Origin of the sequence: Streptomyces sp. NPDC005566, assembly GCF_040605575.1 — a bacterium.
GTDB lineage: Bacteria > Actinomycetota > Actinomycetes > Streptomycetales > Streptomycetaceae > Streptomyces.
In genome coordinates this window covers 61,490-85,961 of sequence record NZ_JBEXDB010000005.1, presented here as the reverse complement: position 1 = coordinate 85,961, position 24,472 = coordinate 61,490, and the positions used below count along the sequence as shown (strand labels likewise).

The 24,472-nt window shown below is 71.4% G+C and carries 23 protein-coding genes, 1 tRNA gene and 1 pseudogene; 16 read left to right on the top strand and 9 right to left on the bottom strand.

The window, feature by feature from the left end; translation table 11 throughout:
* The first annotated feature begins 1 nt into the window (after position 1).
* Together ABZS61_RS09555 and ABZS61_RS09550 are read left to right on the top strand one after the other, a co-directional pair.
* Positions 2 to 88, top strand: a tRNA-Leu gene (locus ABZS61_RS09555).
* A gap of 145 nt (positions 89 to 233) precedes the next feature.
* Positions 234 to 1,121, top strand: coding sequence for a Bax inhibitor-1/YccA family protein (locus tag ABZS61_RS09550; protein ID WP_356417594.1), 888 nt, complete (start codon positions 234 to 236; stop codon positions 1,119 to 1,121).
* A 99-nt stretch (positions 1,122 to 1,220) separates the two neighbouring features.
* On the opposite strand, the gene ABZS61_RS09545 is transcribed toward ABZS61_RS09550, so the two are convergent.
* The gene (locus ABZS61_RS09545) at positions 1,221 to 1,451 is read right to left on the bottom strand and encodes a DUF4287 domain-containing protein (RefSeq protein WP_356417593.1); all 231 of its coding nucleotides are present in this window, start codon (positions 1,449 to 1,451) and stop codon (positions 1,221 to 1,223) included.
* 100 nt (positions 1,452 to 1,551) lie between these two features.
* On the opposite strand from ABZS61_RS09545, the gene ABZS61_RS09540 reads away from it, so the two are divergent.
* Positions 1,552 to 1,869 (top strand): hypothetical protein, encoded by a 318-nt coding sequence (locus ABZS61_RS09540; protein WP_356417592.1) that lies wholly within the window; start codon positions 1,552 to 1,554, stop codon positions 1,867 to 1,869.
* 36 nt (positions 1,870 to 1,905) lie between these two features.
* On the opposite strand, the gene ABZS61_RS09535 is transcribed toward ABZS61_RS09540, so the two are convergent.
* The 3 genes from ABZS61_RS09535 to ABZS61_RS09525 all read right to left on the bottom strand — a co-directional run bounded on the left by ABZS61_RS09535 (position 1,906) and on the right by ABZS61_RS09525 (position 5,526).
* Positions 1,906 to 2,754: a hypothetical protein gene (locus ABZS61_RS09535; RefSeq protein ID WP_356417591.1), complete on the bottom strand. Its 849-nt coding sequence runs from the start codon at positions 2,752 to 2,754 to the stop codon at positions 1,906 to 1,908.
* Between the two features lie 278 nt (positions 2,755 to 3,032).
* A complete protein-coding gene (locus tag ABZS61_RS09530; protein ID WP_351171890.1) occupies positions 3,033 to 4,253 on the bottom strand; it encodes an acetyl-CoA C-acetyltransferase in 1,221 nt (406 codons plus the stop codon).
* A 220-nt stretch (positions 4,254 to 4,473) separates the two neighbouring features.
* A complete protein-coding gene (locus tag ABZS61_RS09525; RefSeq protein WP_356417836.1) occupies positions 4,474 to 5,526 on the bottom strand; it encodes an SGNH/GDSL hydrolase family protein in 1,053 nt (350 codons plus the stop codon).
* A 155-nt stretch (positions 5,527 to 5,681) separates the two neighbouring features.
* Here ABZS61_RS09525 and ABZS61_RS09520 point away from each other — a divergent pair, with 155 nt between their 5' ends.
* Positions 5,682 to 7,085, top strand: coding sequence for a cystathionine beta-synthase (locus tag ABZS61_RS09520; RefSeq protein WP_356417835.1), 1,404 nt, complete (start codon positions 5,682 to 5,684; stop codon positions 7,083 to 7,085).
* A 366-nt stretch (positions 7,086 to 7,451) separates the two neighbouring features.
* Here the strand turns inward: ABZS61_RS09520 and ABZS61_RS09515 are convergent, their stop codons facing one another.
* On the bottom strand, positions 7,452 to 7,877 hold the full coding sequence (locus ABZS61_RS09515) for a hypothetical protein (RefSeq protein WP_356417590.1): 426 nt from the start codon (positions 7,875 to 7,877) through the stop codon (positions 7,452 to 7,454).
* A gap of 153 nt (positions 7,878 to 8,030) precedes the next feature.
* Here ABZS61_RS09515 and ABZS61_RS09510 point away from each other — a divergent pair, with 153 nt between their 5' ends.
* From ABZS61_RS09510 to ABZS61_RS09495, 4 genes and pseudogenes are all read left to right on the top strand, one after another.
* Positions 8,031 to 8,837 carry a maleylpyruvate isomerase family mycothiol-dependent enzyme gene (locus ABZS61_RS09510; RefSeq protein WP_356417589.1) on the top strand — a complete coding sequence of 269 codons (807 nt, stop codon included), beginning with the start codon at positions 8,031 to 8,033 and terminating at the stop codon, positions 8,835 to 8,837.
* Between the two features lie 77 nt (positions 8,838 to 8,914).
* A pseudogene (locus ABZS61_RS09505) lies at positions 8,915 to 9,121 on the top strand (SAM-dependent methyltransferase); the annotation flags it as partial.
* Positions 9,122 to 9,236: 115 nt separating this feature from the next.
* Complete coding sequence (locus ABZS61_RS09500; protein WP_356417588.1) at positions 9,237 to 10,085, top strand: MurR/RpiR family transcriptional regulator; 849 nt, start codon at positions 9,237 to 9,239, stop codon at positions 10,083 to 10,085.
* Between the two features lie 142 nt (positions 10,086 to 10,227).
* Complete coding sequence (locus ABZS61_RS09495) at positions 10,228 to 10,767, top strand: hypothetical protein (protein WP_356417834.1); 540 nt, start codon at positions 10,228 to 10,230, stop codon at positions 10,765 to 10,767.
* A gap of 10 nt (positions 10,768 to 10,777) precedes the next feature.
* On the opposite strand, the gene ABZS61_RS09490 is transcribed toward ABZS61_RS09495, so the two are convergent.
* Genes ABZS61_RS09490 through ABZS61_RS09475 form a run of 4 tightly spaced genes read right to left on the bottom strand, consistent with a single transcriptional unit; the run spans position 10,778 to position 12,910 of the window.
* On the bottom strand, positions 10,778 to 11,152 hold the full coding sequence (locus ABZS61_RS09490; protein ID WP_356417587.1) for a hypothetical protein: 375 nt from the start codon (positions 11,150 to 11,152) through the stop codon (positions 10,778 to 10,780).
* Positions 11,153 to 11,202: 50 nt separating this feature from the next.
* Positions 11,203 to 11,667 (bottom strand): roadblock/LC7 domain-containing protein, encoded by a 465-nt coding sequence (locus ABZS61_RS09485; protein WP_356417586.1) that lies wholly within the window; start codon positions 11,665 to 11,667, stop codon positions 11,203 to 11,205.
* 38 nt (positions 11,668 to 11,705) lie between these two features.
* Positions 11,706 to 12,512, bottom strand: a complete 807-nt coding sequence (locus tag ABZS61_RS09480) for a transcriptional regulator (protein ID WP_356417585.1) — start codon at positions 12,510 to 12,512, stop codon at positions 11,706 to 11,708.
* The gene (locus ABZS61_RS09475) at positions 12,509 to 12,910 is read right to left on the bottom strand and encodes a hypothetical protein (RefSeq protein ID WP_356417584.1); all 402 of its coding nucleotides are present in this window, start codon (positions 12,908 to 12,910) and stop codon (positions 12,509 to 12,511) included. The genes ABZS61_RS09480 and ABZS61_RS09475 overlap by 4 nt, the downstream gene beginning before the upstream one ends.
* 368 nt (positions 12,911 to 13,278) lie before the next feature.
* Between ABZS61_RS09475 and hutU the strand changes: the two genes are divergently transcribed.
* From hutU to ABZS61_RS09435, 8 genes are all read left to right on the top strand, one after another.
* Positions 13,279 to 14,961 (top strand): urocanate hydratase, encoded by a 1,683-nt coding sequence (gene hutU / locus ABZS61_RS09470; protein ID WP_356417583.1) that lies wholly within the window; start codon positions 13,279 to 13,281, stop codon positions 14,959 to 14,961.
* A gap of 152 nt (positions 14,962 to 15,113) precedes the next feature.
* A complete protein-coding gene (locus ABZS61_RS09465; RefSeq protein ID WP_356417833.1) occupies positions 15,114 to 16,328 on the top strand; it encodes an allantoate amidohydrolase in 1,215 nt (404 codons plus the stop codon).
* Positions 16,319 to 17,686, top strand: a complete 1,368-nt coding sequence (locus ABZS61_RS09460; RefSeq protein WP_356417582.1) for a formimidoylglutamate deiminase — start codon at positions 16,319 to 16,321, stop codon at positions 17,684 to 17,686. The genes ABZS61_RS09465 and ABZS61_RS09460 overlap by 10 nt, the downstream gene beginning before the upstream one ends.
* A 29-nt stretch (positions 17,687 to 17,715) precedes the next feature.
* Positions 17,716 to 18,888, top strand: a complete 1,173-nt coding sequence (gene hutI, locus ABZS61_RS09455) for an imidazolonepropionase (protein ID WP_356417581.1) — start codon at positions 17,716 to 17,718, stop codon at positions 18,886 to 18,888.
* A gap of 127 nt (positions 18,889 to 19,015) precedes the next feature.
* Complete coding sequence (locus tag ABZS61_RS09450; RefSeq protein ID WP_356417580.1) at positions 19,016 to 20,134, top strand: GNAT family N-acetyltransferase; 1,119 nt, start codon at positions 19,016 to 19,018, stop codon at positions 20,132 to 20,134.
* 98 nt (positions 20,135 to 20,232) lie between these two features.
* The gene (locus tag ABZS61_RS09445; RefSeq protein ID WP_356417579.1) at positions 20,233 to 21,576 is read left to right on the top strand and encodes a glycosyltransferase family 2 protein; all 1,344 of its coding nucleotides are present in this window, start codon (positions 20,233 to 20,235) and stop codon (positions 21,574 to 21,576) included.
* Entirely contained in the window at positions 21,573 to 22,394 is an 822-nt protein-coding gene (locus ABZS61_RS09440; protein WP_356417578.1) for a polysaccharide deacetylase family protein, read from the top strand. The genes ABZS61_RS09445 and ABZS61_RS09440 overlap by 4 nt, the downstream gene beginning before the upstream one ends.
* 174 nt (positions 22,395 to 22,568) lie before the next feature.
* Entirely contained in the window at positions 22,569 to 24,458 is a 1,890-nt protein-coding gene (locus tag ABZS61_RS09435) for a hypothetical protein (protein WP_356417577.1), read from the top strand.
* Positions 24,459 to 24,472 lie beyond the last annotated feature (14 nt).

The window sequence follows — 24,472 nt, the reverse complement described above, 5'->3', positions numbered from 1 at the left end:
CGCCCGGGTGGTGGAATGCAGACACGGCGAGCTTAAACCTCGCTGCCTCCTCGGGGGCGTGCCGGTTCGAGTCCGGCTCCGGGCACCACCGCACAGTCGGTGGGGCCCGATCGAGCGCACAGTACTTCAGTGGTCAACTTCTCTCAAAGATCCTCCTCTGGCACTAGGGTCATTGTTTTGCCTACCCATTACTCTTGTGACAAGGCCACGCAGGGTGGCCATGGAGGAGTGAAATGAGGAGCAGCAACCCGGTCTTCTCGCGACGGGGCTTCAGCCGCGACAACGGCACCGCGGGCTTCAACGCGGCACCGCAGGCCGGGGCCCCCGCAGCGGGTGCCAATCCGTACGCGCAGGGCACCGCCGCGAACCCGTACGCCACGAACCCCTACGCCCAGCAGGACACCCAGTACGGCGCCCCTCAGGCGCCGGCGCGCTCCGGCGTGATGACGATCGACGACGTCGTCACGCGCACGGCGATGACGCTGGGCACCGTGGTGCTCACCGCCGCGCTCTCCTGGGCCCTTCTGCCGGTCGACGAGGCCAACCTCGGCAAGTCCTACGGCATCGCCATCGGCGCCGCACTCGTGGCGTTCGTCCTGGCGATGGTCCAGGCCTTCAAGCGCAAGGCCTCCCCGGCGCTGATCCTCGCCTACGCGGCCTTCGAGGGTGTCTTCCTCGGAGTGATCTCCAGCACGGTCAGCACCTACATCAGCCCCGGCACGGTGATGCAGGCGGTGATGGGCACCATGTGTGTCTTCGCCGGTGTCCTCATCGCGTACAAGATGCGCTGGATCCGCGTCACCCGCCGCTTCTACGGCTTCGTGATGGCAGCGGCCGTGGGCTTCGTGCTCCTGATGATGGTCAACCTGCTGTTCTCCGTGTTCGGCGGCGGTGACGGCCTGGGCTTCCGCAGCGGCGGCCTCGGCATCCTCTTCGGAGTCATCGGCATCATCCTCGGTGCGTGCTTCCTCGCCCTGGACTTCAAGCAGGTCGAGGACGGCATCAACTTCGGAGCGCCGCGCGAGGAGTCCTGGCTGGCGGCCTTCGGCCTCACCCTGACCCTGGTGTGGATCTACCTGGAGATGCTGCGTCTGCTCTCCATCCTCAACGGGAACGACTGACCCGCAGGATCCCTGGGGATCTCCTTGGGACGAACAGACGGAACGGCCCGCAGGCACTGCCTGCGGGCCGTTCCGTCTGTTGCCGGGGGTGCTGCGGGGTCACAGGAGCCTTCTGGCTGCCCGCCTCAGGTCGTACTCGTGGATGATCGCTTTGGCATGGCCGTAGGTGAGGTCGTGTTCGCTCCGCAGCCAGCTGACCTTCTCCTCGAAACGGAAGAGAGAGGGGCCGTCATCGACGGTGCGAAGCCAGTCGGCGATGTCACGACCGGTGCAATGAGGGATCCGTGAGAGCAGGTTGCGGTGGGTTTCTTCGGAGAAGACTTGAGACATCGGCGCCTCCGACGCAGTGCGCGTTGCTGGTCCTTCCCGACACCGTGCCCGACCATCGGCCCGTTGGCAACCATCCTGCGGGGGCGCGTAGGGTCACGGCGTGCTCGATACGACGCCCCTGATCACCGCCGTGGACCGATTCGCCGACCGTCTGCGCAGCGCCCCGCAGAGCCGGCTGCAGCGCGGTGCGGCCGCCGGGGCCCTGGCCACGGCCAGGGAGCTGACCGCACGGGCCCAGCGCGCCGAGGCGCCGGACCGGGAGCCGCGCATCATGCCGGACGCCGGGATGTTCGCGGTCGGTGACCAGCTCGCCGTCGCGGGCCGCGATCTGGCGGTGGCACTGGATACGGCCTCGTCCGCGGAGCTGGACGAGGCCGTGCGATTCGTCGATGCGGCGGCGGCGCGGGCGTTCTCCTGAGCCCGCGCGGGCCGGAGCAGGCATGCGTGCCGCGTACTAGAACGAGGCGATGACGCGGTCGGCGAGGATGTAGACGTTCTCCTTGCCGCACGAGAACGTCAGTGCGTAGGCGCCGCTGACTCCCGAACCACCCAGCAGCACCGGCTGCTCGCCGGCGCGCAGCGAATCGGAGAGCCGCTCGGCGGTCTCGCGGTGGCCGGGGGTCATGCAGAGCGTGGTGCCGTCGGCGAAGACGTAGACGTCGAGCGTGCCGAGCGGGCCGGGGCGGACGTCGGTGAGCTCGGTACCGGTGTCGGCGAGCCGCTCCAGGCGGTTCACGGTACGCTCATGGTCAGTGACAACCGGTGTCTGCACCGGGACGAAGTCCGGGTGTGAGGGGTGGCGGCGACGTGCCGCTGCCAGCTCGGGAGAGTCCTCGGCGAACTCCATGAATTCGGAGACCTCGGCGACCTCGGGCAGATCGGTCAGCTCGATCAGCTCCTCCATGGCCTCGGTGGCTTCGAGGTCCATCGCCTCGAGGCCGGCGAAATCGGCCTGGCGGGGCATGAAGAACGGGGCGTCCTCGCCCAGCCCGGCGAGCCCGCCCAGCAGTGACGGTGCGTCGGCGGCGTCGCGTGCCTCCTGGGCGGCCCAGAAGGCACGGGCTTCGGCCAGTTCACGCTCCCGCTCCTCGGCGAGTGCGTCGGCGACCGCGGTGCGTATCTCCTCGGCGGAGGCGGCGGCACTCCGGTTCTGCTGTTCGGGCACGGACGCGCTGAGCCTCCGTCCCTCCGCCAGCTCCGTCCGCAGTGCCGCGACCTGCTTGCGCAGCCCGTGAGCAGCGTGCAGAGCAGCGGCGCCGACAGCCGTGGCAGCGGCGGTGGTCAGCAACAGGGCAAATGACATGGCGCTCACTGACATACTCCCGGTTTCTATCGACACCCCCGACTTCCTACATCAGCTTGTCCTGTACTCGTGCCTGCTGTCAGTGCATTACGTCACGAATTGGACAGGTCTTTGGGCCTGATGTTTAGTCCTGTGGCTGGTGTGACCTGCGAAAACGACTCTCCCCCAGGGCGCAGATCACATCCTGGGGGAGATTCGGTCACGTTCGGGGCTCGGCCGGGTTCGGAACCGTCCCTCCGAGGGAGGGCGGAGCGGTCTCCGGGCCCTGGGGCCCGGGTCTAGCTGAGGCGCTCGATGACCATGGCCATGCCCTGGCCACCGCCCACGCACATGGTCTCCAGGCCGAACTGCTTGTCGTGGAACTGGAGGCTGTTGATCAGCGTGCCGGTGATCCGGGCGCCGGTCATGCCGAAGGGGTGGCCGACGGCGATCGCGCCACCGTTGACGTTGACCTTGTCCAGCGGCAGGCCGAGGTCCCGGTAGGAGGGGATGACCTGGGCGGCGAACGCCTCGTTGATCTCGGCCAGGTCGATGTCGTCGATGGTCAGGCCGGCGCGCTTCAGCGCCTGCTTGCTGGCCTCGACCGGTCCGTAGCCCATGATCTCGGGGGACAGGCCGGAGACGCCGGTCGAGACGATCCGGGCCAGCGGGGTCAGGCCGAGCTCGCGTGCCTTGGTGTCGGACATGATCACGAGTGCGGCGGCGCCGTCGTTGAGGGGGCAGCAGTTGGCCGCGGTGACGAGTCCGTCGGGGCGGAACACCGGCTTCAGGCCCTGTACGCCCTCCAGGGAGACGCCCGCGCGCGGGCCGTCGTCCTGCGAGACGACCGTGCCGTCCGGCGTCGTCACCGGCGTGATCTCGCGCTCCCAGAAGCCGTTCTTGATGGCTGCCTCGGCGAGGTTCTGCGACCGGACGCCGAACTCGTCCATGTCCTGGCGCGTGACGCCCTTGGTCCGGGCCAGGTTCTCCGCGGTCTGCCCCATGGAGATGTACGCGTCCGGGACGATGCCGTCCTCGCGCGGGTCGGTCCAGCTCGCACCGGTCTCCTCGGCGCGGGCGGCCGTACGGGCCTCGGCCTCGGCGAAGAAGGGGTTGTGCGTGTCCGGGATGCTGTCGGAGTTGCCCTTGACGAAGCGGGACACCATCTCGACACCGGCGGAGATGAAGACGTCGCCCTCGCCGGCCTTGATGGCGTGCAGCGCCATGCGGCTGGTCTGCAGCGAGGACGAGCAGTAGCGGGTGACCGTACAGCCGGGGAGGTGGTCCATCCCCATCTGCACGGCGATGATGCGGCCCAGGTTGTTGCCCTGCTCGCCGCCGGGGAGGCCGCAGCCGAGCATCAGGTCGTCGATGTCCCTGGGGTCCAGCTCGGGGACCTTGGCCAGCGCGGTCTGGATGATGGTGGCGGTCAGGTCGTCCGCGCGCAGGTCCTTGAGGGACCCCTTGAAGGCCCGGCCGATGGGCGAGCGGGCGGCGGAAACGATCACGGCTTCGGGCATCACGCGGCTCCATGAGGGCTGGAAGACTGGGCTGACTTGGAAGTTACCCGGACGTATAGCTGAGGTCACCCAACAGGCTGTGTGATGCGGACCTCTTTTCTAAGCAACCGCTCAGTCGCCCGGGTTGTTCCCGTGCGGGACCGCCGGTCCGCACCACCGCACGGCCACCCCTCACCGCCGGGCCGTCCTCACCTCCGGGTCACCCCTCACCGCCGTGTCGTCAGGGCCGCTCCCGCGCCGGCCGCCACGTGGCCCCCGACCCGGACCCGGACGGCGGCCCGCCGTCCGCGGCGTCCGCGCCGTGCCGCTTCGCCGGCTCCGTGTGCGCGGGCAGCCGCCGCCGCCGGCGGTGCTTGAGCAGGGCCCACGGCGCCCGGGCCCCCGTGACCTCCGTACCGGCCTCACGTGCCGCCTGGGAGGCCGCCTTCGCCACCGGCAGGATGTCCTCGCGCCGCGACCCGTCCAGATGGTCGGACTCCGGCCACAGCCCCAGCACCGCGCACAGCGTCGGCAGCATCGCCATCGCCGCCGTCGCGTACCCCTCCGCCGAGGGGTGGTAGTTGTCGGGGCCGAACAGCTCCCGCGGATTCGCCTCGAACTCGGGCCCCAGCAGATCGCCCAGCGACACCGTCCGCCCGCCCTGCTCCACCGCGCCGATCGTCTGGGCCGCCGCCAACTGGCGGCTCACCCGTCGCGCCAGCCACCGCAGCGGCTGGTAGACCGGCTCGATCGTGCCCAGGTCCGGGCATGTGCCCACGACCACCTCGGCGCCGGCCGTGCGCAGCCTCCGTACGGCCGTACCGAGACAGCGCACCGACTGCGTCGCCGGCATCCGGTGGGTCACATCGTTCGCGCCGATCATGATCACGCAGACGTCCGGCACCCCCGCCGGATCGGCCAGGACCAGCGACACCTGCCGGTCCAGATCGTCCGAGCGGGCCCCGGGCAACGCCACGTTCCGCAGATCCACCGGCCGCTCGGACACCGCCGCCAGCCCGGACGCGAGCAGCGCCCCGGGCGTCTGACCGGCCCTGCGCACCCCCTGCCCGGCCGCCGTCGAGTCACCCAGCATCACGAACCGCAACGGATCGGTGGGGCCCGCGAAGGCCACCCCGTACCGTCCGTTCGCACTCGGCGGGACCGGCGCCGTACCGCCGCCCACCTGCCTTTTTGCCAGCTGTACCTCCGCCAGCACCAGGCCCACCGTCGCCGCACCGATCAGCCCGACGCTTCCGCCGCCGTAGGCCGCGCCCGCTGCGATCCGCCGTGCCACCCTCGCCCTCGACACAGTCCGGTCCACCTCCTCCTTGCTGTGCAGCTGTACACAGCACTACCTGCCCCGAACGGGGCGTAGCCCAATCGCTTCGTCCAATGTCCTCCCCGTACGCATAGTCTTGCTTGACCATCTCGGAGACCCCGGAGTACACGGTGCAATTCCACGATTCGATGATCAGTCTTGTCGGCAACACCCCGCTGGTGAGGCTGCGCAATGTGTCGGCAGGCATTCAGGCGACGGTCCTGGCCAAAGTCGAGTACTTCAATCCCGGCGGGTCGGTGAAGGACCGCATCGCGCTGCGCATGATCGAAGCCGCCGAGCAGAGCGGTGAACTCAAGCCCGGCGGCACGATCGTCGAGCCGACCAGCGGAAACACGGGCGTCGGCCTGGCCATCGTCGCCCAGCAGAAGGGCTACAAGTGCATCTTCGTGTGCCCGGACAAGGTGTCCACGGACAAGATCAACGTCATGCGGGCGTACGGCGCGGAAGTCGTCGTCTGCCCGACGGCCGTTGACCCCGAGCACCCGGACTCGTACTACAACGTCTCCGACCGCCTGGTCCGCGAGACGCCCGGTGCCTGGAAGCCCGACCAGTACTCCAACCCGAACAACCCGCGCTCGCACTACGAGACGACGGGTCCCGAGCTCTGGGAGCAGACCGACGGGCGGATCACCCACTTCGTCGCGGGCGTCGGCACCGGCGGCACGATCTCGGGCACCGGCCGCTATCTCAAGGAGATCAGCGAGAACCGCGTGCAGGTCATCGGCGCGGACCCGGAGGGCTCCGTCTACTCCGGCGGATCGGGACGCCCGTACCTGGTCGAGGGTGTCGGCGAGGACTTCTGGCCGAGCGCCTACGACCGTACGGTCACGGACGAGATCGTCGCGGTCTCCGACAAGGACTCCTTCCAGATGACCCGGCGTCTCGCCAAGGAGGAGGGCCTGCTGGTCGGCGGCTCCTGCGGCATGGCGGTCGTCGCGGCCCTGGAGGTCGCCGGGCGGCTCGGCCCCGACGACGTGGTGGTCGTGCTGCTGCCGGACAGCGGCCGCGGCTACATGAGCAAGATCTTCAACGACGAGTGGATGGCCGACTACGGCTTCCTGGAGGCCACCGGCACCTCCGCCCCGGTCGGTGCCGTGCTCGACTTCAAGGAGGGGCCGATTCCCTCGCTCGTCCACATGCACCCGGACGAGACGGTCGGCGAGGCCATCGACGTACTCCGTGAGTACGGCGTGTCCCAGATGCCGATCGTGAAGCCGGGCGCGGGCCACCCGGACGTGATGGCCGCCGAGATCATCGGTTCCGTCGTCGAGCGACAGCTCCTGGACGCCCTGTTCACGCAGCGCGCCTCGCTCAGCGACCCGCTGGACAAGCACATGTCGGCCCCGCTGCCGCAGGTCGGCTCCGGTGAACCGGTCGAGGACCTGATGGCCGCGCTCAGCGGTGCGGACGGCTCCGACGCGGCGATCGTGCTGGTCGAGGGCAAGCCGAAGGGCGTGGTCAGCAGGCAGGACCTGCTGGCGTTTCTCGCAAAGGACGCGACCCCGAAGGCGTAGGCCGGATTTCCGGGCTTCGCGAAACCGGTACGAGCGCGTCACGTGCGCGCAGCACCGGCTTAACACGGCTCCGGCACAGTAGTGGGTGTCGGCAGGGGAAACCCCGCCGGCACCAGATACGGCGACACGGACTACGGAGCGGCTCCCGGACCTCCACCGTCGCCAGGACGCGATACCCGGCCCTGACCCGGGAGCGCGTCCCTCGCGGGGACCGCCGTCGTCCCGCCCTCCGGGAAACCGGGGGTGCGGCGGTCCCCGCGACATATCCATGCGCGGAGATCGCGGCGACCTGCGGCACGCGGATGCGCGCGGACCGGCGGCCTTCGCCCCCGCAGCCGTCGGACCTCAGTCCTCGGACGTCAGACCTCAGGCCTCCCAGTCGGACGAGGCCCTCTCACGCTGCTTGTCCCGGAACCACGGCAACCCACGGGCGGCGTGGACCGCGTTCACGCCGACGATCCCGAGCCAGGCCACGACGAGCCCGTCGATCCCGGCATTCGCGACGCCGATCGCCGACAGCGGGATGGCCAGTACCAACGAGACGACCCCGAAGCCGAAGCGCTCCCCGAAGGTCCCGCTCGTCCGGACGGGCTGCGTACCGCCCCGGGCGACCACCATCTGCTGCTCGGCGAAATGCCGGCGCACCCGCCGGTCGAGGGTGTTGTCGAGCCGTTGTTCGACCTTCTCCAGGAACGAGTCGATGAGTGCGGACTCGTATTCGGGTCCCAGCTCGCTGCGGGCCTGCAGGGTCGCGTCGAGCTCTTGCTTGAGCTCGGAGTCACGGGCTTCCATGCGTCCTACGGTACGAAGCGCGGGCGCCCGGGTCAGTGGGGTTAGCCCCCCTGTTTCCGCCCGCTCCCGTGCCGGGCGGAACAGCTCACCCCATGCCGGGCGGGGCCGGGGCCATCGGCGTAGCGTTGACCGGGCGAAGAGGGGAGCCGGTTCATGACCACCGCGACGCCTTCCGCCCGTACCATCCCCCGCACCTCCGAGATGCGGGCCCGTGAGGTCAACGAGGCAGAGCTCCGCGCCACACTTTCCACCTTCCGCGAGCTGTCCGACGAGGACTGGCAGCGTCCGACGACCTGCACGGGCTGGACGGTCCGCGACATGCTCGCCCACATCGTCGGCCAGTACGAGGAGCTGCCCAGGCCCTGGGTCTCCGTACGGCGGATCCGGCAGGCGGGGCGGACGCATCCGCACCTGGGCCGGCTCGACGGTCACAACGAGCGCCAGATCGAGGACAGGCGGGCCGTGCCGGGCAGGGAGCTCATCGGCGCTCTCGCCCACTACGCCCCCCAGGGCCTGCGCGCACTGCGCCGGGTACCCGTGCCCGTCCGCCGGACGATGCGACTCAGCCTGCTCTACCCGGAGGCCAAGGCACTTCCCGACGACTCGATGGACTACCTGAACCGCGTCCTCATCGTCCGCGACACCTGGATGCACCGGGTGGACCTCAGCGACGCGACGGGAGGCGAGCTGCTCCTGGACGGGCACGACCGCGAGATCGTGGACCAGGTGGTGCTCGACCTCGCGCTCGCCTGGACCGGTCCCGCGGTGGAGATCGACCTCCATGGTCCCGCGGGCGGCAACTGCCTCCTCCTCGGCCTCGGCACCCCCGCGGCGAGGCTCCGTGCGGACGCGATCGTCTTCGCCCGCCATGTGTCGGGCCGCCCTCCGCGCGGGCCGCTGGAGCTGGACGGCGACGACGAAGCGAAGGCGGCACTCGTGGCTGCCCGTGTCGTGTTCTGACTTTCGGGCGAGACAACTCGGCCATGTGGGCTGCCCGTTGACCTGCCGAACGTTCACGGATCCGGCGATGCGATGCGGATGACGATGCGGCGGTGGCGTCCTTGAACGACCACGGCACCCCGAAGCTGACCCGGCGCACCCCTGACCAGGGCATCCGGTTCTTCGACGGCCTCGGGCTCCTGGACCCGGGCGTGGTGTCGTGCGACCGGTGGCGTCCTGATGCGGACACGAACGGCCTGCCGGACGAGGTGGCCATGGTCGGCGGAGTCGCACGCAAGCCCTGAGGTGCCGCTCGACGGCCGTACCGGATGGCGGTCCTGTATATGGACATACAGTCCGCTTGCTGGCTGAATGGATTCGTCGGCGCCGTGCGGTGCGACGGATCCTGGAGGGACCACCATGAGCGGGAGCAGCCCGGCTGCGCGGTTGCAGCGGCTCTTCGAAGGGCAGCGGCTCACGCCCACCCAGCGGCGGATCGCCCACTCCATGGTGCGGCGGGCCGCCGATGCTCCCTTCCTGTCCAGCGTGGAGCTGGCCGAGCTGGCCGGGGTCAGTCAGCCGTCGGTCACCCGGTTCGCCGTGGCACTCGGCTTCGACGGGTACCCGGCTCTCCGCAGGCATCTGAGAGAGGTCGCACCGGACGCGGCGGCGGGCGGGGGTGCCGTGGAGGAGACCCTCAACGAGTACCAGCAGGCCGTCCGGGCGGAGATCGAGAACCTGCAGCACCTGGCCGAACTCCTCGCCGATCAGGGCCCGGTGGAGCGGGCCGGCCGGTTGCTGGCCGGATCGCGGCCGCTGCCCGTGCTGGGGCTGCGGGCGGCCTCGTCACAGGCTCGGGGGTTCGGGTACTTCGCCGCCAAGGTGCACCCGGACGTCCGGGTGCTCGACGAGGGCGGCAGCATGCTGCACGACCGGATCGATGCCGCCCGCCGGGCGGGAGCCACTGCGCTGATGTGTTTCGCGCTGCCCCGGCATCCGAGAGAGGTCGTGGACGCGCTCGCGTATGCGCAGGCGCAGGGACTGACCGTCGTGACCGTGGCCGATTCGGCCTTCGCCCCGGTGGCCAAGCACAGCGATGTGCTGATTCCGGCCGCCGTCGGAACCGGGCTCGCCTTCGACACCGCCTGTGCGCCGATGCTGCTGGGCCGGGTGCTGCTGGAGGCGATGTGCGACGGGCTGCCGGAGGCGCAGGCCCGGCTGGAGGAGTTCGACGCGCGGGCGGCTGCCCGGGGGCTGTTCGTCGAGTAGGGATCTCCGGACAGTCCTCGTCCTTTTGGCGATTCTCAGCTGTCGCTCATCTGTACCCATTAATCTCCGCGCCCAGGAAGGTCCACAGGGAGTCGTGGAGAGGGGTACGGACGTGGGGCGCGGAGCGCAGTCGTTGGCGAGGGTGGCCGTGGTCGTGCGGGCCGGGGCGGCACCTCTGTGGTGGCTCGGCCTGCCGGCGGCGGCAGTCGGGGCTTTTGAACCGGGACCGGCCGGGCGGCGGGTCGGGCTGCTCGTCGGGGCGGCACTCTTCCTCGTGGCCGCGGCCGTGGGGGCTCTGCTGCGTACGGGGCGGTACGCGGAGCTCGCCGAGGGGGCCACGCGGGCCGGGCGGAGCGACTTCCTGCAGGACCGGGCCGTGACCGTACGGAACTGGCGGCGGGAGCACCGGTGGTGGCTGTTCGGCGCGTTCGTGGCAGCCGCGGCGAGCGGACTCCTCGTGCCGGTGGCCGGCGGGCTCGTGCTCGCAGGGTCCGGGGCCGGGCTCTGGGCCAAGGCCGTGCGGATCGGGCGGCGGGAGCGTCGGGACGACGTCCTGTACTGGGTGCGCACCGACCGGGTGGTGCGCGGCGGGCCCGCGGGCAAGCAGGTGGAGGCGTACCGGACGACCGGGTCCGCGGCGGGCGACGCCGCGCCCGGAGGGGCACGGCGTCGCAGCCGCTGAGGCCGGGGAGTCAGACCTCCAGTTCGGCTTCGACCTTCTTCAGCTGGTGGCGGGCCATCGCCAGGTTGGCGCGGCCCGAGTCCAGCACCAGGTAGAGGAACAGGCCGTTGTTGCCACGGGTCTTGAGCAGGCGGATCAGGTGGTACTGGCCGCTGAGGGTGATCAGGATGTCTTCGATCTCCTCCTTGATCCCCAGGTGCTCCATGGTGCGGAGTTTGGCTCGTACGACATCGGTGTTGCCTGCTGCAGCGACATCCAGGTTGAAGTCCTTGCCACCGCCGAGGGTGCCGAGTGCCATGCCGCTGGTGTAGTCGACGAGTGCGACGCCGAGGGTGCCCTCGATCGACGTCATCGCTTCCTTCAGTGACGCTTCGGTGTTGGCCATGAGTGCTCGTTCCTTTCCCTGGCCGGCCCGGCGGGCCGGATCCGTGTGTGTCAGCTGGGGTCTTGTGTGGGGCGGCGGGGGAGTGTGCGGGGCTGCGGGGCGCGCGCCGGGGGCGCGGGGCGGTCGGCGTGCGCCAGCGCGGCGTCGACCACCTCACCGATACGGGCGCCCGCGCGGCGTCCCTCCAGGTGCAGCCGGCCGACGTTGATGCGGTCCTCGGCCAGCAGGGTGAGGACGGCGGAGGCCCCTGCCGCGTATGTGGCGATGTAGCCGGTCTCGCCGCGCACCAGGAGTTCACGGAAGCCGCCGCGGCCGGTGGCATCGGTCATCCGGATGGACACACCGAGCGCGGCTGCGGTCAGCGCGGCGACGCCCTCGGCCTCGATACCGGGGGTGTCCTGGGCCAGCACCAGGCCGTCGGTACTGGCCGCCAGCGCGCCGGACAGGAGAGGAACCCGGGCCCGTAACCGCTGGAGCTCGTCGAGGACATCCTGCACTTCGGCCTCGGGCACCATCAGTTGTCTCCTCCCGGCACGCTGTCTGAGCGCGCGAATCACAGGGCCTCCAATGCGTCTCTGAGCCGGCGCAGCAGGGCGACGTCGGGGTCGGCCGTGACCTCGGGCAGCGTGATCCGGTCTGCCGCGGGAGCGGACGGGTCCGATGTCCGGCGGGCCGTGCCGACCAGTCCGGCCGCCGCGAGCCGGCGCAGGTCGACCAGGATGTGGAAGGCCGAGCGGCCCAGTTCCTGGGCGATGTCCGTGGCCGTACGCGCACCGTCCACCAGGTCCAGGACCCGGCGCTGCCGTGGTGGGACCGGGGCGTCGACGGGGTGCGCCGCGGGGGTGAGCGGGGCACTGTCGGTGAGCGCGTCCGGCCAGATCCGGTCCAGTAGTTCCCGGCGCCGGAGCGTCTCGCGCTGCACGGCGTCCACGGGTACGGGGTGGACGGGGCCGATCCAGTGGGAGACCCCGTAGCGGAAGCGGGCCGGGGTGCGGGTCGGGGCCAGGGCGAAGAAGGCCGCGTCGTACAGCGCGCCCAGGTGGCACAGCTCCAGTGCGCCGCCGGGTACCCGGCCGCTGTCCACGAGGTAGCGGCCGACCCGCTGTCCGGCGCCCGCCTGGGCGACCGCGTCCCACCAGCCCTCGGTGCGCAGGGCGCCGCCGGTGATGAGCAGGACGTCGATCCCGGGGGTGGCGGGGCTTTCGGCGTGGACTATCTGGCCGTCGGCGAGGTACAGGGTGCCGCGGTCGCGCATCAATGCGCCGGTTGCGCGCTCGGCCGCGAGCCGCTCCAGCATGGGGGAGGGGACGGACGGGGCGGCCTGTTCGGGGGTGTCCGGCCGGGTGGCGGTCGGTCTCATGCCAGGACCAGCCGCTCCGCGATCTCGCCGAGCCGTATGCGGGCGAGGGCGAGGTTGCCTTCCGCGCGGTCCAGCCAGAGGTGCAGGAAGACGCTGCTGTCGAATGCGGTCTCGACGAAACGGAGGATGTGGTAGCCGACCGGGGTCGTGACGATGACGTCTTCGACGGCCGGTCCGGGCGGGGTGGATAACTCCTGCGGGCGTGACTGGGCGAAGACCGGCTGCTCCGCCGCCATCCTCGCCACCTCGGCCGTCTCGGCGGCCGTTGCCTCGTGGTCACCGCCGGGCGTGTCGCCGATGGTGCCGAGGGCGAGACCGCTCGTCCAGTCGACCACCGCGGCGCCCCGGGCACCGGGCAGCCTCATGACTTCGAGCAAGCACTCGTCGATTCCGGGCAACGCGGACTCCCCTCCCGACGTGTCGTACGGCTGTAGTGGAGAGGCTACGCAACGTGCTTGCGGCAGGTGGGAGTTCTGGCATTTTCCATAGGTACATGCAGGTTGCCGTGTAAAGGGGTTCCGGGCGGCGGGGGCCGCGCGGGGTTGCCGCCCCGGCCGGCGTCGGCCCGGGCGGGGATCCCGATCCGGTCGGCGGTCGGCGGTCGACGGCTGGTGGGCGACGGCTGGTGGTCGGCGGTCGGCGGCTGGTAGCCGGCGCTCGGACCGGACGGGGCGGGTGCTCCCTGTTGACTAAGAGTATTCAGACCCGCAGGATGTGAATAGAACAGTCACAGGTCGGACGTCGCAGTCGCGAGGAGGCATTCCCCATGTCAGGACCCCGCCCCGTACGGGCACCGCGCGGTACGGAACTGAGTGCCCTGGGATGGCAGCAGGAAGCCGCCCTGCGCATGCTGCAGAACAACCTCGACCCCGAGGTGGCCGAGCACCCGGACAAGCTCGTCGTCTACGGCGGTACGGGCAAGGCGGCCCGGGACTGGCGGTCCTACGACGCCATGGTGCGCACGCTGCGGACGCTCAAGCAGGACGAGACGATGCTCGTCCAGTCCGGGCGGCCCGTCGGCGTCATGCAGACCCACGAGTGGGCGCCGCGCGTGCTGATCGCCAACTCCAACCTGGTGGGCGACTGGGCCAACTGGGAGGAGTTCCGCCGGCTGGAGGCCCTCGGGCTCACCATGTACGGGCAGATGACCGCGGGGTCCTGGATCTACATCGGTACGCAGGGCATCCTCCAGGGCACGTACGAGACGTTCGCCGCCGTCGCCGAGAAGCTGCGTTCCGTGGGCAAGGGCGTCAACGGCACGCTTGCGGGGACGATCACGCTGACGGCCGGGCTCGGCGGCATGGGCGGGGCCCAGCCGCTCGCCGTGACCATGAACGACGGCGTCGCCATCTGCATCGACTGCGACCCGCGCGCCATCGAGCGCCGGATCGAGCACCGCTTCCTGGACGTGAAGGCGGACAGCCTGGAGCACGCGCTCCGGCTGGCCGTCGAGGCGCGGGACGCACGGCGACCGCTCTCCATCGGTCTCCTCGGCAACGCCGCGGAGCTGCTGCCCCGCATGCTCGCCGAGGGCGCGCCGATCGACATCGTCACCGACCAGACCAGCGCCCACGACCCGCTCGCCTATCTGCCGGTCGGCGTCGACTTCGACGACATGGCCTCGTACGCCGCCGAGAAGCCCGCCGACTTCACCAGCCGCGCCCGTGAGTCGATGGCCGCGCACGTCGAGGCGATGGTCGGCTTCATGGATGCCGGTGCCGAGGTCTTCGACTACGGCAACTCGATCCGTGGCGAGGCGCAACTGGCAGGCTACGGGCGGGCTTTCGACTTCCCGGGGTTCGTGCCCGCGTACATCAGGCCGCTCTTCTGCGAGGGCAGGGGGCCGTTCCGGTGGGCGGCGCTGTCGGGGGAGGCCTCCGACATCCACAAGACGGACAAGGCGATGCTCGAACTCTTCCCGGAGAACGAGTCGCTGCAGCGCTGGATCAAGATGGCCGGCGAGCGCGTCCACTTCCAGGGGCTCCCGGCCCGGATCTGCTGGCTCGGATACGGCGAGCGGGACAAGGCCGGTGAGCGGTTCAACGACATGGTGGCGAGCGGGGAGCTGGCCGCACCGCTGGCCATCGGGCGCGACCACCTGGACTGCGGATCGGTCGCCTCTCCGTACCGCGAGACCGAGGCGATGCTCGACGGCTCCGACGCGATCGCGGACTGGCCGCTGCTGAACGCCATGGTCAACGTCGCGTCGGGGGCCTCCTGGGTGTCCCTGCACCACGGCGGTGGCGTGGGCATGGGCCGATCCATCCACGCGGGACAGGTCACGGTCGCCGACGGTACGAAGCTGGCGGGCGAGAAGATCCGCCGGGTGCTCACCAATGACCCCGGCATGGGGGTCATCCGGCATGTCGATGCCGGTTACGACATCGCTGAGTCGGTCGCCTCGGACAAGGGCGTGCGGGTTCCCATGGCGGAGGGCGAGCAGCCGTGACGCAGGGCGGCCCCCGGACGGCGGGTGCGAGCGGTTCACTGGCGGGTGCGAGCGGTTCACTGGCGGGTGCGGGTGCGGGTGCGGGTGCTGCCGGCGCCGGCGCCGGTTCCGCCCTGCCGCCCGAGCGGACGGCTCAGCCGTCCTTCCAGTCGATGTGGCGCGACCTCGCGCCCATCGGCCGCCACGCGGGCAGCGGCGGGTACCGGCGTTACGCCTGGACCGGGGCCGATGCGGAGTGCCGGGCGTGGTTCCGGGGACAGGCCGAGTCGCGCGGACTCGCCTACGAGGTGGACCGGAACGGCAACCAGTGGGCCTGGTTCGGCGATCCGCTCGCCGGGGATGCCGTCGTCACGGGGTCGCATCTCGACTCCGTGCCTGACGGGGGCGCCTTCGACGGGCCGCTCGGCGTGGTCTCCTCCTTCGCCGCCTTCGATGAACTCCGCCGCAGGGGAGCGGAGTTCACCAAGCCTTTCGCCATCACCAACTTCGGTGACGAGGAAGGGGCCCGCTTCGGGCTGGCCTGCGCCGGATCCCGGCTCGCCGCCGGACAGCTGACCGTCGACAAGGCGCACCAGCTCCGCGACGGGGACGGTGTCACGCTGCCGCAGGCCATGGAGGCCGCCGGATACGACCCCGGCACCATCGGGCCCGACCCCGAACGGCTCGCCCGTATCGGTGCGTTCGTCGAGCTCCACGTGGAACAGGGGCGGGCACTCGACCTGAGCGGTGACCGGGTCGGTGTCGCCTCCGCCATCTGGCCGCACGGGCGGTGGCGGTTCGACTTCCGGGGCGAGGCCAACCACGCCGGAACCACCCGGCTCGTCGACCGGCGCGACCCGATGCTCACGTACGCGGAGACCGTGCTGGCGGCCCGGCGCGAGGCCGAGCTCGCAGGAGGGCTCGCGACCTTCGGAAAGATCGCCGTCGAGCCGAACGGGGTCAACGCGATCCCCTCCCTCGTCCGCGGCTGGCTCGACTCACGGGCCGCCGACCAGGCCACCCTCGACGCCGTCGTCGGCGGCATCGAGCGGGCCGCCCGGGAGCACGCGGGGCGGGCCGGGATCGACCTCGACGTCGTACGCGAGTCGTTCACGCCCGTCGTGGAGTTCCAGCACGCCCTGCGCGACGAGATCTGCCGGGTGCTGGGCAAGCAAGGCCCGGACGACACGGGACGCACCGTCCCCGTCCTCGGCACCGGAGCGGGCCACGATGCGGGTATTTTGTCCGCTTCGGTGCCCACCGCCATGCTGTTCGTACGGAACCCCACCGGGATCTCGCACTCGCCGGCCGAACACGCCGCCGAGGACGACTGCGTGGCCGGGGTGATCGCACTCGCCGACGTACTGGAAGGCCTCGCGTGCAGCTGACTACGCAACCCACAGGCGCACCGGTCACCGCCACCTACTGGCTGTCCCACGCCTGGCTCGGCACCCACGTCGAGCCGGGCGTCGCCCTGGACGTGGCCGCAGGGCGCATCGCCGGTGTCCGTACGGGCATCGACACACCGCCGCCCGGCGCCACCGCACTGCGCGGCCTGACCCTCCCGGGCCTGGCCAACACCCACTCGCACGCCTTCCACCGGGCCCTGCGCTCGACCGTCCAGGTCGGATCCGGCACCTTCTGGACCTGGCGCGAACTGATGTACCGGGCGGCCTCCCGGCTCACCCCCGACACCTACTACGACCTGGCCCGTGCCACGTACGCCGAGATGGCCCTGGCCGGTATCACCGCCGTGGGCGAGTTCCACTACCTGCACCACGCGCCCGGCGGCACGCCCTACGACAATCCGAACGCGATGGGTGAGGCCCTCATCGCGGCGGCGGCCGAGGCGGGCATCCGCATCACCCTGCTGGACACCGCCTACCTCGCCGCCGGATTCGGCGAGAAGCCCAACCGGCACCAGCTCCGCTTCAGCGACACCACCGCCGACGCCTGGGCCGAGCGCGCCTCCCTCCTCAAGGGCGACGACCGGACGGTGATCGGCGCCGCCATCCATTCCGTGCGCGCCGTCCCGGCCGGGCAGCTGGCCACCGTCGCGGCATGGGCCGAGGAGCGGGAAGCGCCCCTCCACGTCCATCTCTCCGAGCAGACCGCCGAGAACGACGCCTGTCTCGCCGCCCACGGCCGCACCCCCACCCGGCTCCTCGCCGACCACGGGGTCCTCGGCCCGCGCACCACCGGCATCCACAACACGCACCTCACCGCCGAGGACATCACCCTGCTGGGCAGCTCCACGACAGGCACCTGCATGTGCCCCACCACCGAACGCGACCTCGCCGACGGCATCGGGCCCGCCGTCGCCCTCCAACGGGCGGGCTCCCCGCTCTCGCTGGGCAGCGACAGCCACGCCGTGATCGACCTCTTCGAGGAAGCCAGGGCGATGGAGCTCAACGAGCGCCTGCGCACCCATGTACGCGGCCACTGGACGGCGACGTCCCTGCTCAGAGCCGCTTCCGCCGACGGGCACGCGGCACTCGGCCGCCCCGACGCGGGCACGCTGGAACCGGGTGCGCCGGCCGACTTCGCCACCGTCGCACTGGACTCCGTCAGAACAGCGGGGCCGGCGCCCCGGCTGGCAGCCGAAGCAGCCGTATTCGCCGCCTCCGCCGCCGATGTGCGGCACACGGTCGTGGCAGGCCGGCATCTCGTACGGGACGGTCACCACACACAGGTGCAGGACGTCCCCGCGGCGCTCGCCTCCGCCATCGCCGCCCTGCACGGCTGATCACCGAACACGAGGAGAGCACCCCCCACATGACGACGACCGCCGTCACCAACATCGCCAGCCTGGTCACCAATGACCCCTCCCTCGGAAACGGGACCCCCCTGGGCCTGATCCGGGACGCGGCCGTCGTCATCGAGGGCGACCGCATCGTCTGGACCGGTGAAGCAAGCAAAGCACCCGCCACTGACAACGCCGTCGACGCGGGCGGCCGGGCCATGATCCCCGGCTTCGTGGACTCGCACTCCCACCTGGTGTTCGCGGGCGACCGCACCCACGAGTTCAACGCCCGCATGTCAGGCCTCCCCTACTCCGCCGGCGGTATCCGCACGACCGTCTCCGCCACCCGCGCCGCCTCCGACGACGAGCTCTCGGCCAACGTCGCGCGCTATCTCGCGGAGGCGCTGCGCCAGGGCACCACCACCTTCGAGACCAAGTCCGGCTACGGCCTCACCGTCGAGGACGAGGCCCGCGCCCTGCGGATCGCCGCCCGCCACACGGACGAAGTCACCTTCCTCGGCGCGCACATCGTGGGGCCCGAGTACGCCGACGACCCAGCCGGATACGTGGACCTGGTCACCGGGCCGATGCTGGACGCCTGCGCCCCGCACGCCCGCTGGATCGACGTCTTCTGCGAGAAGGGCGCCTTCGACGGGGACCAGGCCCGCGCCGTCCTCACCGCGGGCAAGGCCAGGGGCCTGCACCCCCGCGTCCACGCCAACCAGCTCGGCCACGGCCCCGGAGTCCAGCTCGCCGTCGAGCTCGACGCCGCGTCGGCCGACCACTGCACCCACCTCACCGACGCCGACCTCGACGCGCTCGGCCAGGGCGACACCGTGGCCACGCTGCTCCCCGGTGCCGAGTTCTCCACCCGGGCGACCTGGCCCGACGCCCGTCGCCTCCTCGGCGCGGGGGCCACCGTCGCGCTCTCCACCGACTGCAATCCGGGCTCCTCGTTCACCTCCTCGATGCCGTTCTGCATCGCCCTCGCCGTACGGGACATGGGCATGACCCCCGATGAGGCGCTCTGGTCCGCGACCGCGGGCGGCGCCGCCGCGCTGCGCCGCGACGACATCGGCCGGATCACGCCCGGCGCCCGCGCCGACCTCGTGCTCCTGGACGCCCCGAGCCACGTCCACCTCGCCTACCGGCCCGGGGTTCCGCTGGTCAGCAGGGTGTGGCGGCGCGGGGAACAGGCCGCGTAACGGCCGAAAAGCGGAAGGAGCCGATTTTCACCGGTCGGTCACAAGATGTCGCGGGTGCCTACCGCGGAGTGACCGCGCCCGGTACCGTTCTGGGCAGCGTGGCTCAGGGGGTAGACCGGGGGGTCTGGTGAGCAGTCGGCGCATACGTGTGGTCAGGCCCGGGGATCTGGGCGTGGGGGACATCGAGACCTGGCGGGAGCTGCGGGCGAAGTCCGGTGCTCCGGCCCATCCGTTCATGGAACCGGAATTCACCCTTGCCGTCGGCCGCGTCCGGCCGCGTGCACGGGTGGCCGTGATCAGCGACGAGGAGCTGGGGACGGCCGGCTACTTCCCTTTCGAGCGGGGGCGGTTCGGCGGCCACGGCAGGGCGATCGGCCTCGGTGTCTCCGACCTCCAGGGTGCGGTGCTGCGCCCAGGTCTCCCGCTGGACGCCAGGACGCTGCTGCGGGCCTGCGGGATCTCCGCATGGGAGTTCGACAACCTCGAGGCGGGTCAGGAGCTCTTCGAGGCGGACGCCGCCCGCTCGTACCCCTCGTACGTCATCGACGTCGGTGACGGCTACGGGAGTTACGAGACGGAACTGCGCTCCCGGTCGCCGAAGTTCCTGAGAACCACCCTGGCGAAGGAGCGCAAGCTAGGCCGGCAGGCCGGTGAGGTGCGGTTCGTCCTCGACGAGCGGGATCCGGCGGTGCTGCGGACCCTGATGGAGTGGAAGTCCGCCCAGTACCGCAGGACCGGCCGCCGCGACCGCTTCGCGAAGAAGTGGATCCGCGGCCTGGTGGAGTTCCTGTTCCACACCCGGGCCCCGGGGTGCTCGGGCCTGCTCTCGGTCCTGTACGCGGGAGAGAGGCCGGTGGCCGCCCACTTCGGGCTGCGCTCGCGGACCGTGCTCTCGTGCTGGTTCCCGTCGTACGACCCCGAGTTCGCGAAGTATTCTCCCGGGCTGATTCTCCATCTGCGGATGGCGCGGGCAGCCGCGGACGACGGCATCGGGATGCTGGACATGGGGCGCGGGGCGGCCGAGTACAAGGACGCCCTGAAGACCGGGGAGCTGACGGTCCACGAGGGTGCCTCGGTGAGGCCGGGTGCGGGCGCCGCCCTCCAGTGGCTCGGCCGTGAACCCTCGCGCAGGGCGCACAGCTTCGTACGCAAGAGGCCCCGGCTGGCGGGCGTGGCCCAGCGCGGACTCGAACGGGCGGGCCGTCTGCGCAACCCGAAGCAGGCGACACCGTCGAAGCAGCCGTAACGGCCGTTGCGCCGTCACAGCAGACGTTGCGGCGACTGCGGCACGGCCAGTTCACGACGGGCGGCCATGGCGTCACGACGACGTGGGGAGGGGACCGGATGCCGTACAGGACACAACGAGCCGGAGCAGCACCGCAATTACCCGACATCGGCCATCTCGCCGGTGTGGCCGTGGCCGAGCTGGAGCTCGGAGCACCGGACGGTACGGGCGCACGGATCGCCCCGGCCCCCGGCGGCCCGCCGTTCAAGGACGGCCCGCACGAGGGAGAGGACCAGCGGGTCTTCGCGCTCGTACGGCTGCGCGGGCGCCCCGTCGGCACGGTCGTCGGCCGGATCCGGGCGGGCGAGGACCCGGCCTCCGTGCTCGCCGGACAGGCAGTCGACGAGATCGACCTGCCGGAGCCGCACCCTGCGTTCCTGCCGGCCGACGCGCCCCGGGCCACGGTCGTCGTCGCGACCCGGGAGCGCCCCGAGCAGCTCGCCCGCGCGCTCGACTCGCTGCTGGCCCAGGACCACCCGGACTTCGAGATCGTCGTCGTCGACAACGCACCCGCCACGACCGCCACCCGCGATCTCGTCGCGGCCGCGTACGCGCACCGAGGTGTCCGCCACGTCCTGGAACCCGTGCCCGGTCTGGCCGCCGCCCACAACCGGGGGATCGCCGCCGCCGAGGCGGACGTCCTCGCCTTCACCGACGACGACGTCATCGCCGATCCGCACTGGCTCACCGCCCTCACCCTGCCGTTCGCCGCGGACCCGCGGCTCGGCTGTGTCACCGGCCTGATCCTGCCCGCGCGGCTGAACACCCCTGCCCAGACCCTGCTGGAGAGCCACGGCGGCTTCGCCAAGGGATTCGCCGGGCGCCGCTACGACCCCGCGCACCCGCCGGCCGACGAGCCGCTCTTCCCGTTCACCGCCGGACGATTCGGGTCCGGCGCCAACATGGCTTTCCGCGCCGGACCGTTGCGTGCCGTCGGCGGTTTCGACCCCGCCACCGGCACCGGCACCCCCGCCAGGGGTGGCGACGACCTCTACGCCTTCGTACGGATCCTCGCCGGTGGCCACCCCCTGCTCTACACACCCGACGCGATCGTCTGGCACCACCACCGGGAGCGCTGGGAGGACCTGTGCGGGCAGGCGTACGGGTACGGGGCCGGGCTCACCGCCTGCCTCACGGCACTCCTGGTCCGGCACCCCGCGCTGCTGCCCGCCCTGCTCGCCCGGCTGCCGCGCGGTCTCGCCCACGCCCGCACCATGACGGCGTCGCGCGCCACGGACGCGGCCGGCCGGCGGGGTGTTCCCGGCGAACACGGCGCGTACACCTACCCGTGGCCCCGGCATCTGTCCCGACTGGAGCGGCGCGGCCTGCTGTACGGCCCGGTCGGATACGTACGCGCCCGGCTGTCCGTCCGCGGCGAACCACGTCCCTGGGAGGGGAGATGAGCGCTCACAGATCCGGCAGCTCCGGGGCGTCCCGGATACCCGTGCTGCTCTACCACGCGGTGATGGACGACCCCCCGCAGTGGATCGCCGAGTTCACGGTCGGGCCGCGCGCGTTCGCGGCCCAGCTGGACGCGATCGCCGCCAGCGGGCGCACCGCCGTCCCGATCAGTGCGCTGGTCGACCATCTCGCGGGGCGGGGCCCGCTGCCGGACCGCCCCGTCGTCCTCACCTTCGACGACGGTTTCGCGGATCTGCCCGGGCCCACCGCCGAGGCGCTCGCCGGGCGGTCGATGCCTTCCACCGCGTACCTCACCACCGGTGCGCTGGCGGCCGGCGGGCGCAGTCTGCTGCCGCCCGGTCCGATGATGAGCCTGGAGCAGGCGCCGCTGCTCGAGCAGTACGGCATGGAGGTGGGCGGGCACACCGTCACCCACTGCCAGCTGGACACGCTGACCGGTTCGGCTCTGAAGCGCGAGCTCACCGACTCCAAGAAGGCGTTGGAGGACGTGCTGGGCCACGAGGTGACCCATCTCGCCTATCCGCACGGGTACAACAGCGCGGCCGTGCGCCGCGCCGCCCGTGCCGCCGGGTACGAGAGTGCGGTGGCCGTGCGGCACGCGCTGAGCTCCGCGCGGGACGAGCCGTACCGCATCGCACGGCTGATCCTGCGGCGGGGGCACACGGTGCGGGACATCGAGGAGTGGATGGCGGGCGGTGGCGCTCCGGTGGCGCCGTTTCCCGATTCGCTGCCGACCGTCGGCTGGCGGTGGTACCGACGGGCCCGGGCGGCGGTGCGGGGACCGGTGTTCGCGGGGTGAGGCCGCGCCGGCGAACCCGGACGGGCGGGCGGGACGGGCGGAGTGACGGGCACCGGAACGAGCGAGAGCCGTACAAAGGCGAAGCACATTCCTATACTTCGCTTAAGGGGACAGCGGCGTGACGGCCGCGACCACATCCGTGGGGGGAGTCGCACTGTGCAGCAGCCTGTTCCTGTGCCGGTCGCAGGGGGCACCGCAGGGAGCAGCGGCTCCTCCACGCCGCCCCCGGCCGGTCCGTCCGGCACCACGCCCCGTGAACCGTCCCGCAGAAGTGTCCCGGGCGTCCTGAGACCTCAGTTGCTGCTCACCTGGCTGCCGTTGCTCCTGGCAGCCGCACTCTGGATCCAGGCCCTGCCGCACATCGGATTCCGCTCGATGGGCGAGTACGGGCTGCTGGACCGGCTGCCGGTCACCTACTACCTCTCCCTGCTCGTCCTGACCGCGGGCTTCCTGGTCAGCCTGCGCCGTGCGGGTACGGCGCCCTGGTGGCCGGCTCTCCACTGCGCCGGTCTGCTGATGGCTCTCAAGGGCGTCCCCGCGGTGCTGTACGACTCCGAGCGCTACCCGTGGGCCTCCAAGCACGACGCCGTCATCGACCATCTGCTGGCCAACGGGGAACTGCGCCCGAACGAGGGCCTCTCCGGCAACATGTCGGCCTACGACCAGTGGCCGGGCTTCTTCACCCTCAACGGCGGGCTCGTCCGCGCCTTCGGGGTCGACAGTGCCACCACGTACCTCAACTGGGCACCCATCGTCCTCGGTCTGCTGATGATGCCGGTGCTGATCCTGATCTACCGCACCTTCAGCGAGGACTGGCGGCTGATCTGGACGGCCGTCTGGATCTTCCAGCTCGCCAACTGGGTGGGCCAGGACTACCTCGCCCCCCAGGGATTCGCCCTCCTGCTCCACCTCGCCGTGTTCGCCGTCGTCGTACGGCACTTCGTGCGTCCCGGTTCGGCCGGGAGGCTGCGCTCCCGCGCTTACCTCGACCCGGCCGCCGCCGTCGTCCCGCCGCCCACCGGCACCCGGCAGCGCGCGATCTGCGTGATGGTCCTGGTGCCGGTGATCGCCGCCGTCAACGCGGTGCACCAGCTGACCCCGGTGATGCTCTGCGTCACCTTGCTCGCCCTCAACCTCACCCGCCGCTACCGCAACCCCGGGCTGCTCGCCGTGGCCGGTCTGCTCATGCTTGCCTGGGACCTCACGATGGGCCGCCCCCTGTTCACCGAGACGCTGGGCACCCTGCGCGACTCGCTGGGCGAGCTGACCCAGAACTCCCGAGCCGGGTACGCGGGTCAGCTGACCGGGGCCGGGCCGGAACTGGCCGGGCGGGCCAACATCCTGATGGTGCTGGCCGTGGCCGCCCTTGCGGGGACGGCGCTGCTCATGCGCCGCCGCCTGGTGCACAGTGCGCTGCCGCTGCTGCTGGCCTCCCTCGCCCCCGTACCGCTCTTCGTCGTCAACGACTACGGCGGCGAAATGCTCTTCCGGGTCTACCTGTTCGCGCTGCCCGGCGCCGCGTTCTTCGCAGCCGCGGCGCTCGTACCGGCGGCCGGGGGCAGCGGGGTGCACCGGGTCCGGCCCGCCGTACGGAGGATCTGCGCGGTCGCGCTGCCCCTGTCCCTGGTCGCCCTGCTGGTGGGCTTCATGCCGTCGTACTACGGCAAGGAGCAGATGAACTACACACCGCCCGACGAGACGGCGCTCGTCACCCGCGCCATCGACCGGGCCCCCGACGGGGCCCTGATCCTGGCCACCACCGGCTCCTTCCCGCGGGCACTGCACCGCTACGACCAGCTGGAGCACTGGTTCTTCGCCGAGCAGGAGCTACCCGAGAACGTCGCGATGCTCAAGGACCCCGCCCGCTACCTCTCGACCCGGATGCCGCCCGGCGCCACCGCGTTCGTCATCCTCACGCACACCCAGGACATCTACACCGCCGGTGAGGGGCTGCTGCCGCCCGGCGGCTTCGCCCGGCTGACCAGGGACCTCACCGCGTCGCCGCTCTTCCGGGTGGTCGAGCGCACCGAGCACGGCGTCGTCCTGCAGTACACCGGGCCCTAGACGAGGAAGGCCGC

Bases quoted from the DNA above. Each gene is read 5' to 3' on its own strand.
- ABZS61_RS09500 (WP_356417588.1), top strand. From the start codon at position 9,237: ATGAGCGGGAGCAGCCCGGCTGCGCGGTTGCAGCGGCTCTTCGAAGGG.
- ABZS61_RS09485 (WP_356417586.1), bottom strand. From the start codon at position 11,667: ATGGTGCCCGAGGCCGAAGTGCAGGATGTCCTCGACGAGCTCCAGCGG.
- ABZS61_RS09480 (WP_356417585.1), bottom strand. From the start codon at position 12,512: ATGAGACCGACCGCCACCCGGCCGGACACCCCCGAACAGGCCGCCCCG.
- ABZS61_RS09550 (WP_356417594.1), top strand. From the start codon at position 234: ATGAGGAGCAGCAACCCGGTCTTCTCGCGACGGGGCTTCAGCCGCGAC.
- hutI (WP_356417581.1), top strand. From the start codon at position 17,716: ATGACGACGACCGCCGTCACCAACATCGCCAGCCTGGTCACCAATGAC.
- ABZS61_RS09510 (WP_356417589.1), top strand. From the start codon at position 8,031: ATGACCACCGCGACGCCTTCCGCCCGTACCATCCCCCGCACCTCCGAG.
- ABZS61_RS09545 (WP_356417593.1), bottom strand. From the start codon at position 1,451: ATGTCTCAAGTCTTCTCCGAAGAAACCCACCGCAACCTGCTCTCACGG.
- ABZS61_RS09530 (WP_351171890.1), bottom strand. From the start codon at position 4,253: ATGCCCGAAGCCGTGATCGTTTCCGCCGCCCGCTCGCCCATCGGCCGG.
- hutU (WP_356417583.1), top strand. From the start codon at position 13,279: ATGTCAGGACCCCGCCCCGTACGGGCACCGCGCGGTACGGAACTGAGT.
- ABZS61_RS09440 (WP_356417578.1), top strand. From the start codon at position 21,573: ATGAGCGCTCACAGATCCGGCAGCTCCGGGGCGTCCCGGATACCCGTG.
- ABZS61_RS09445 (WP_356417579.1), top strand. From the start codon at position 20,233: ATGCCGTACAGGACACAACGAGCCGGAGCAGCACCGCAATTACCCGAC.
- ABZS61_RS09515 (WP_356417590.1), bottom strand. From the start codon at position 7,877: ATGGAAGCCCGTGACTCCGAGCTCAAGCAAGAGCTCGACGCGACCCTG.
- ABZS61_RS09465 (WP_356417833.1), top strand. From the start codon at position 15,114: ATGTGGCGCGACCTCGCGCCCATCGGCCGCCACGCGGGCAGCGGCGGG.
- ABZS61_RS09535 (WP_356417591.1), bottom strand. From the start codon at position 2,754: ATGTCATTTGCCCTGTTGCTGACCACCGCCGCTGCCACGGCTGTCGGC.
- ABZS61_RS09490 (WP_356417587.1), bottom strand. From the start codon at position 11,152: ATGGCCAACACCGAAGCGTCACTGAAGGAAGCGATGACGTCGATCGAG.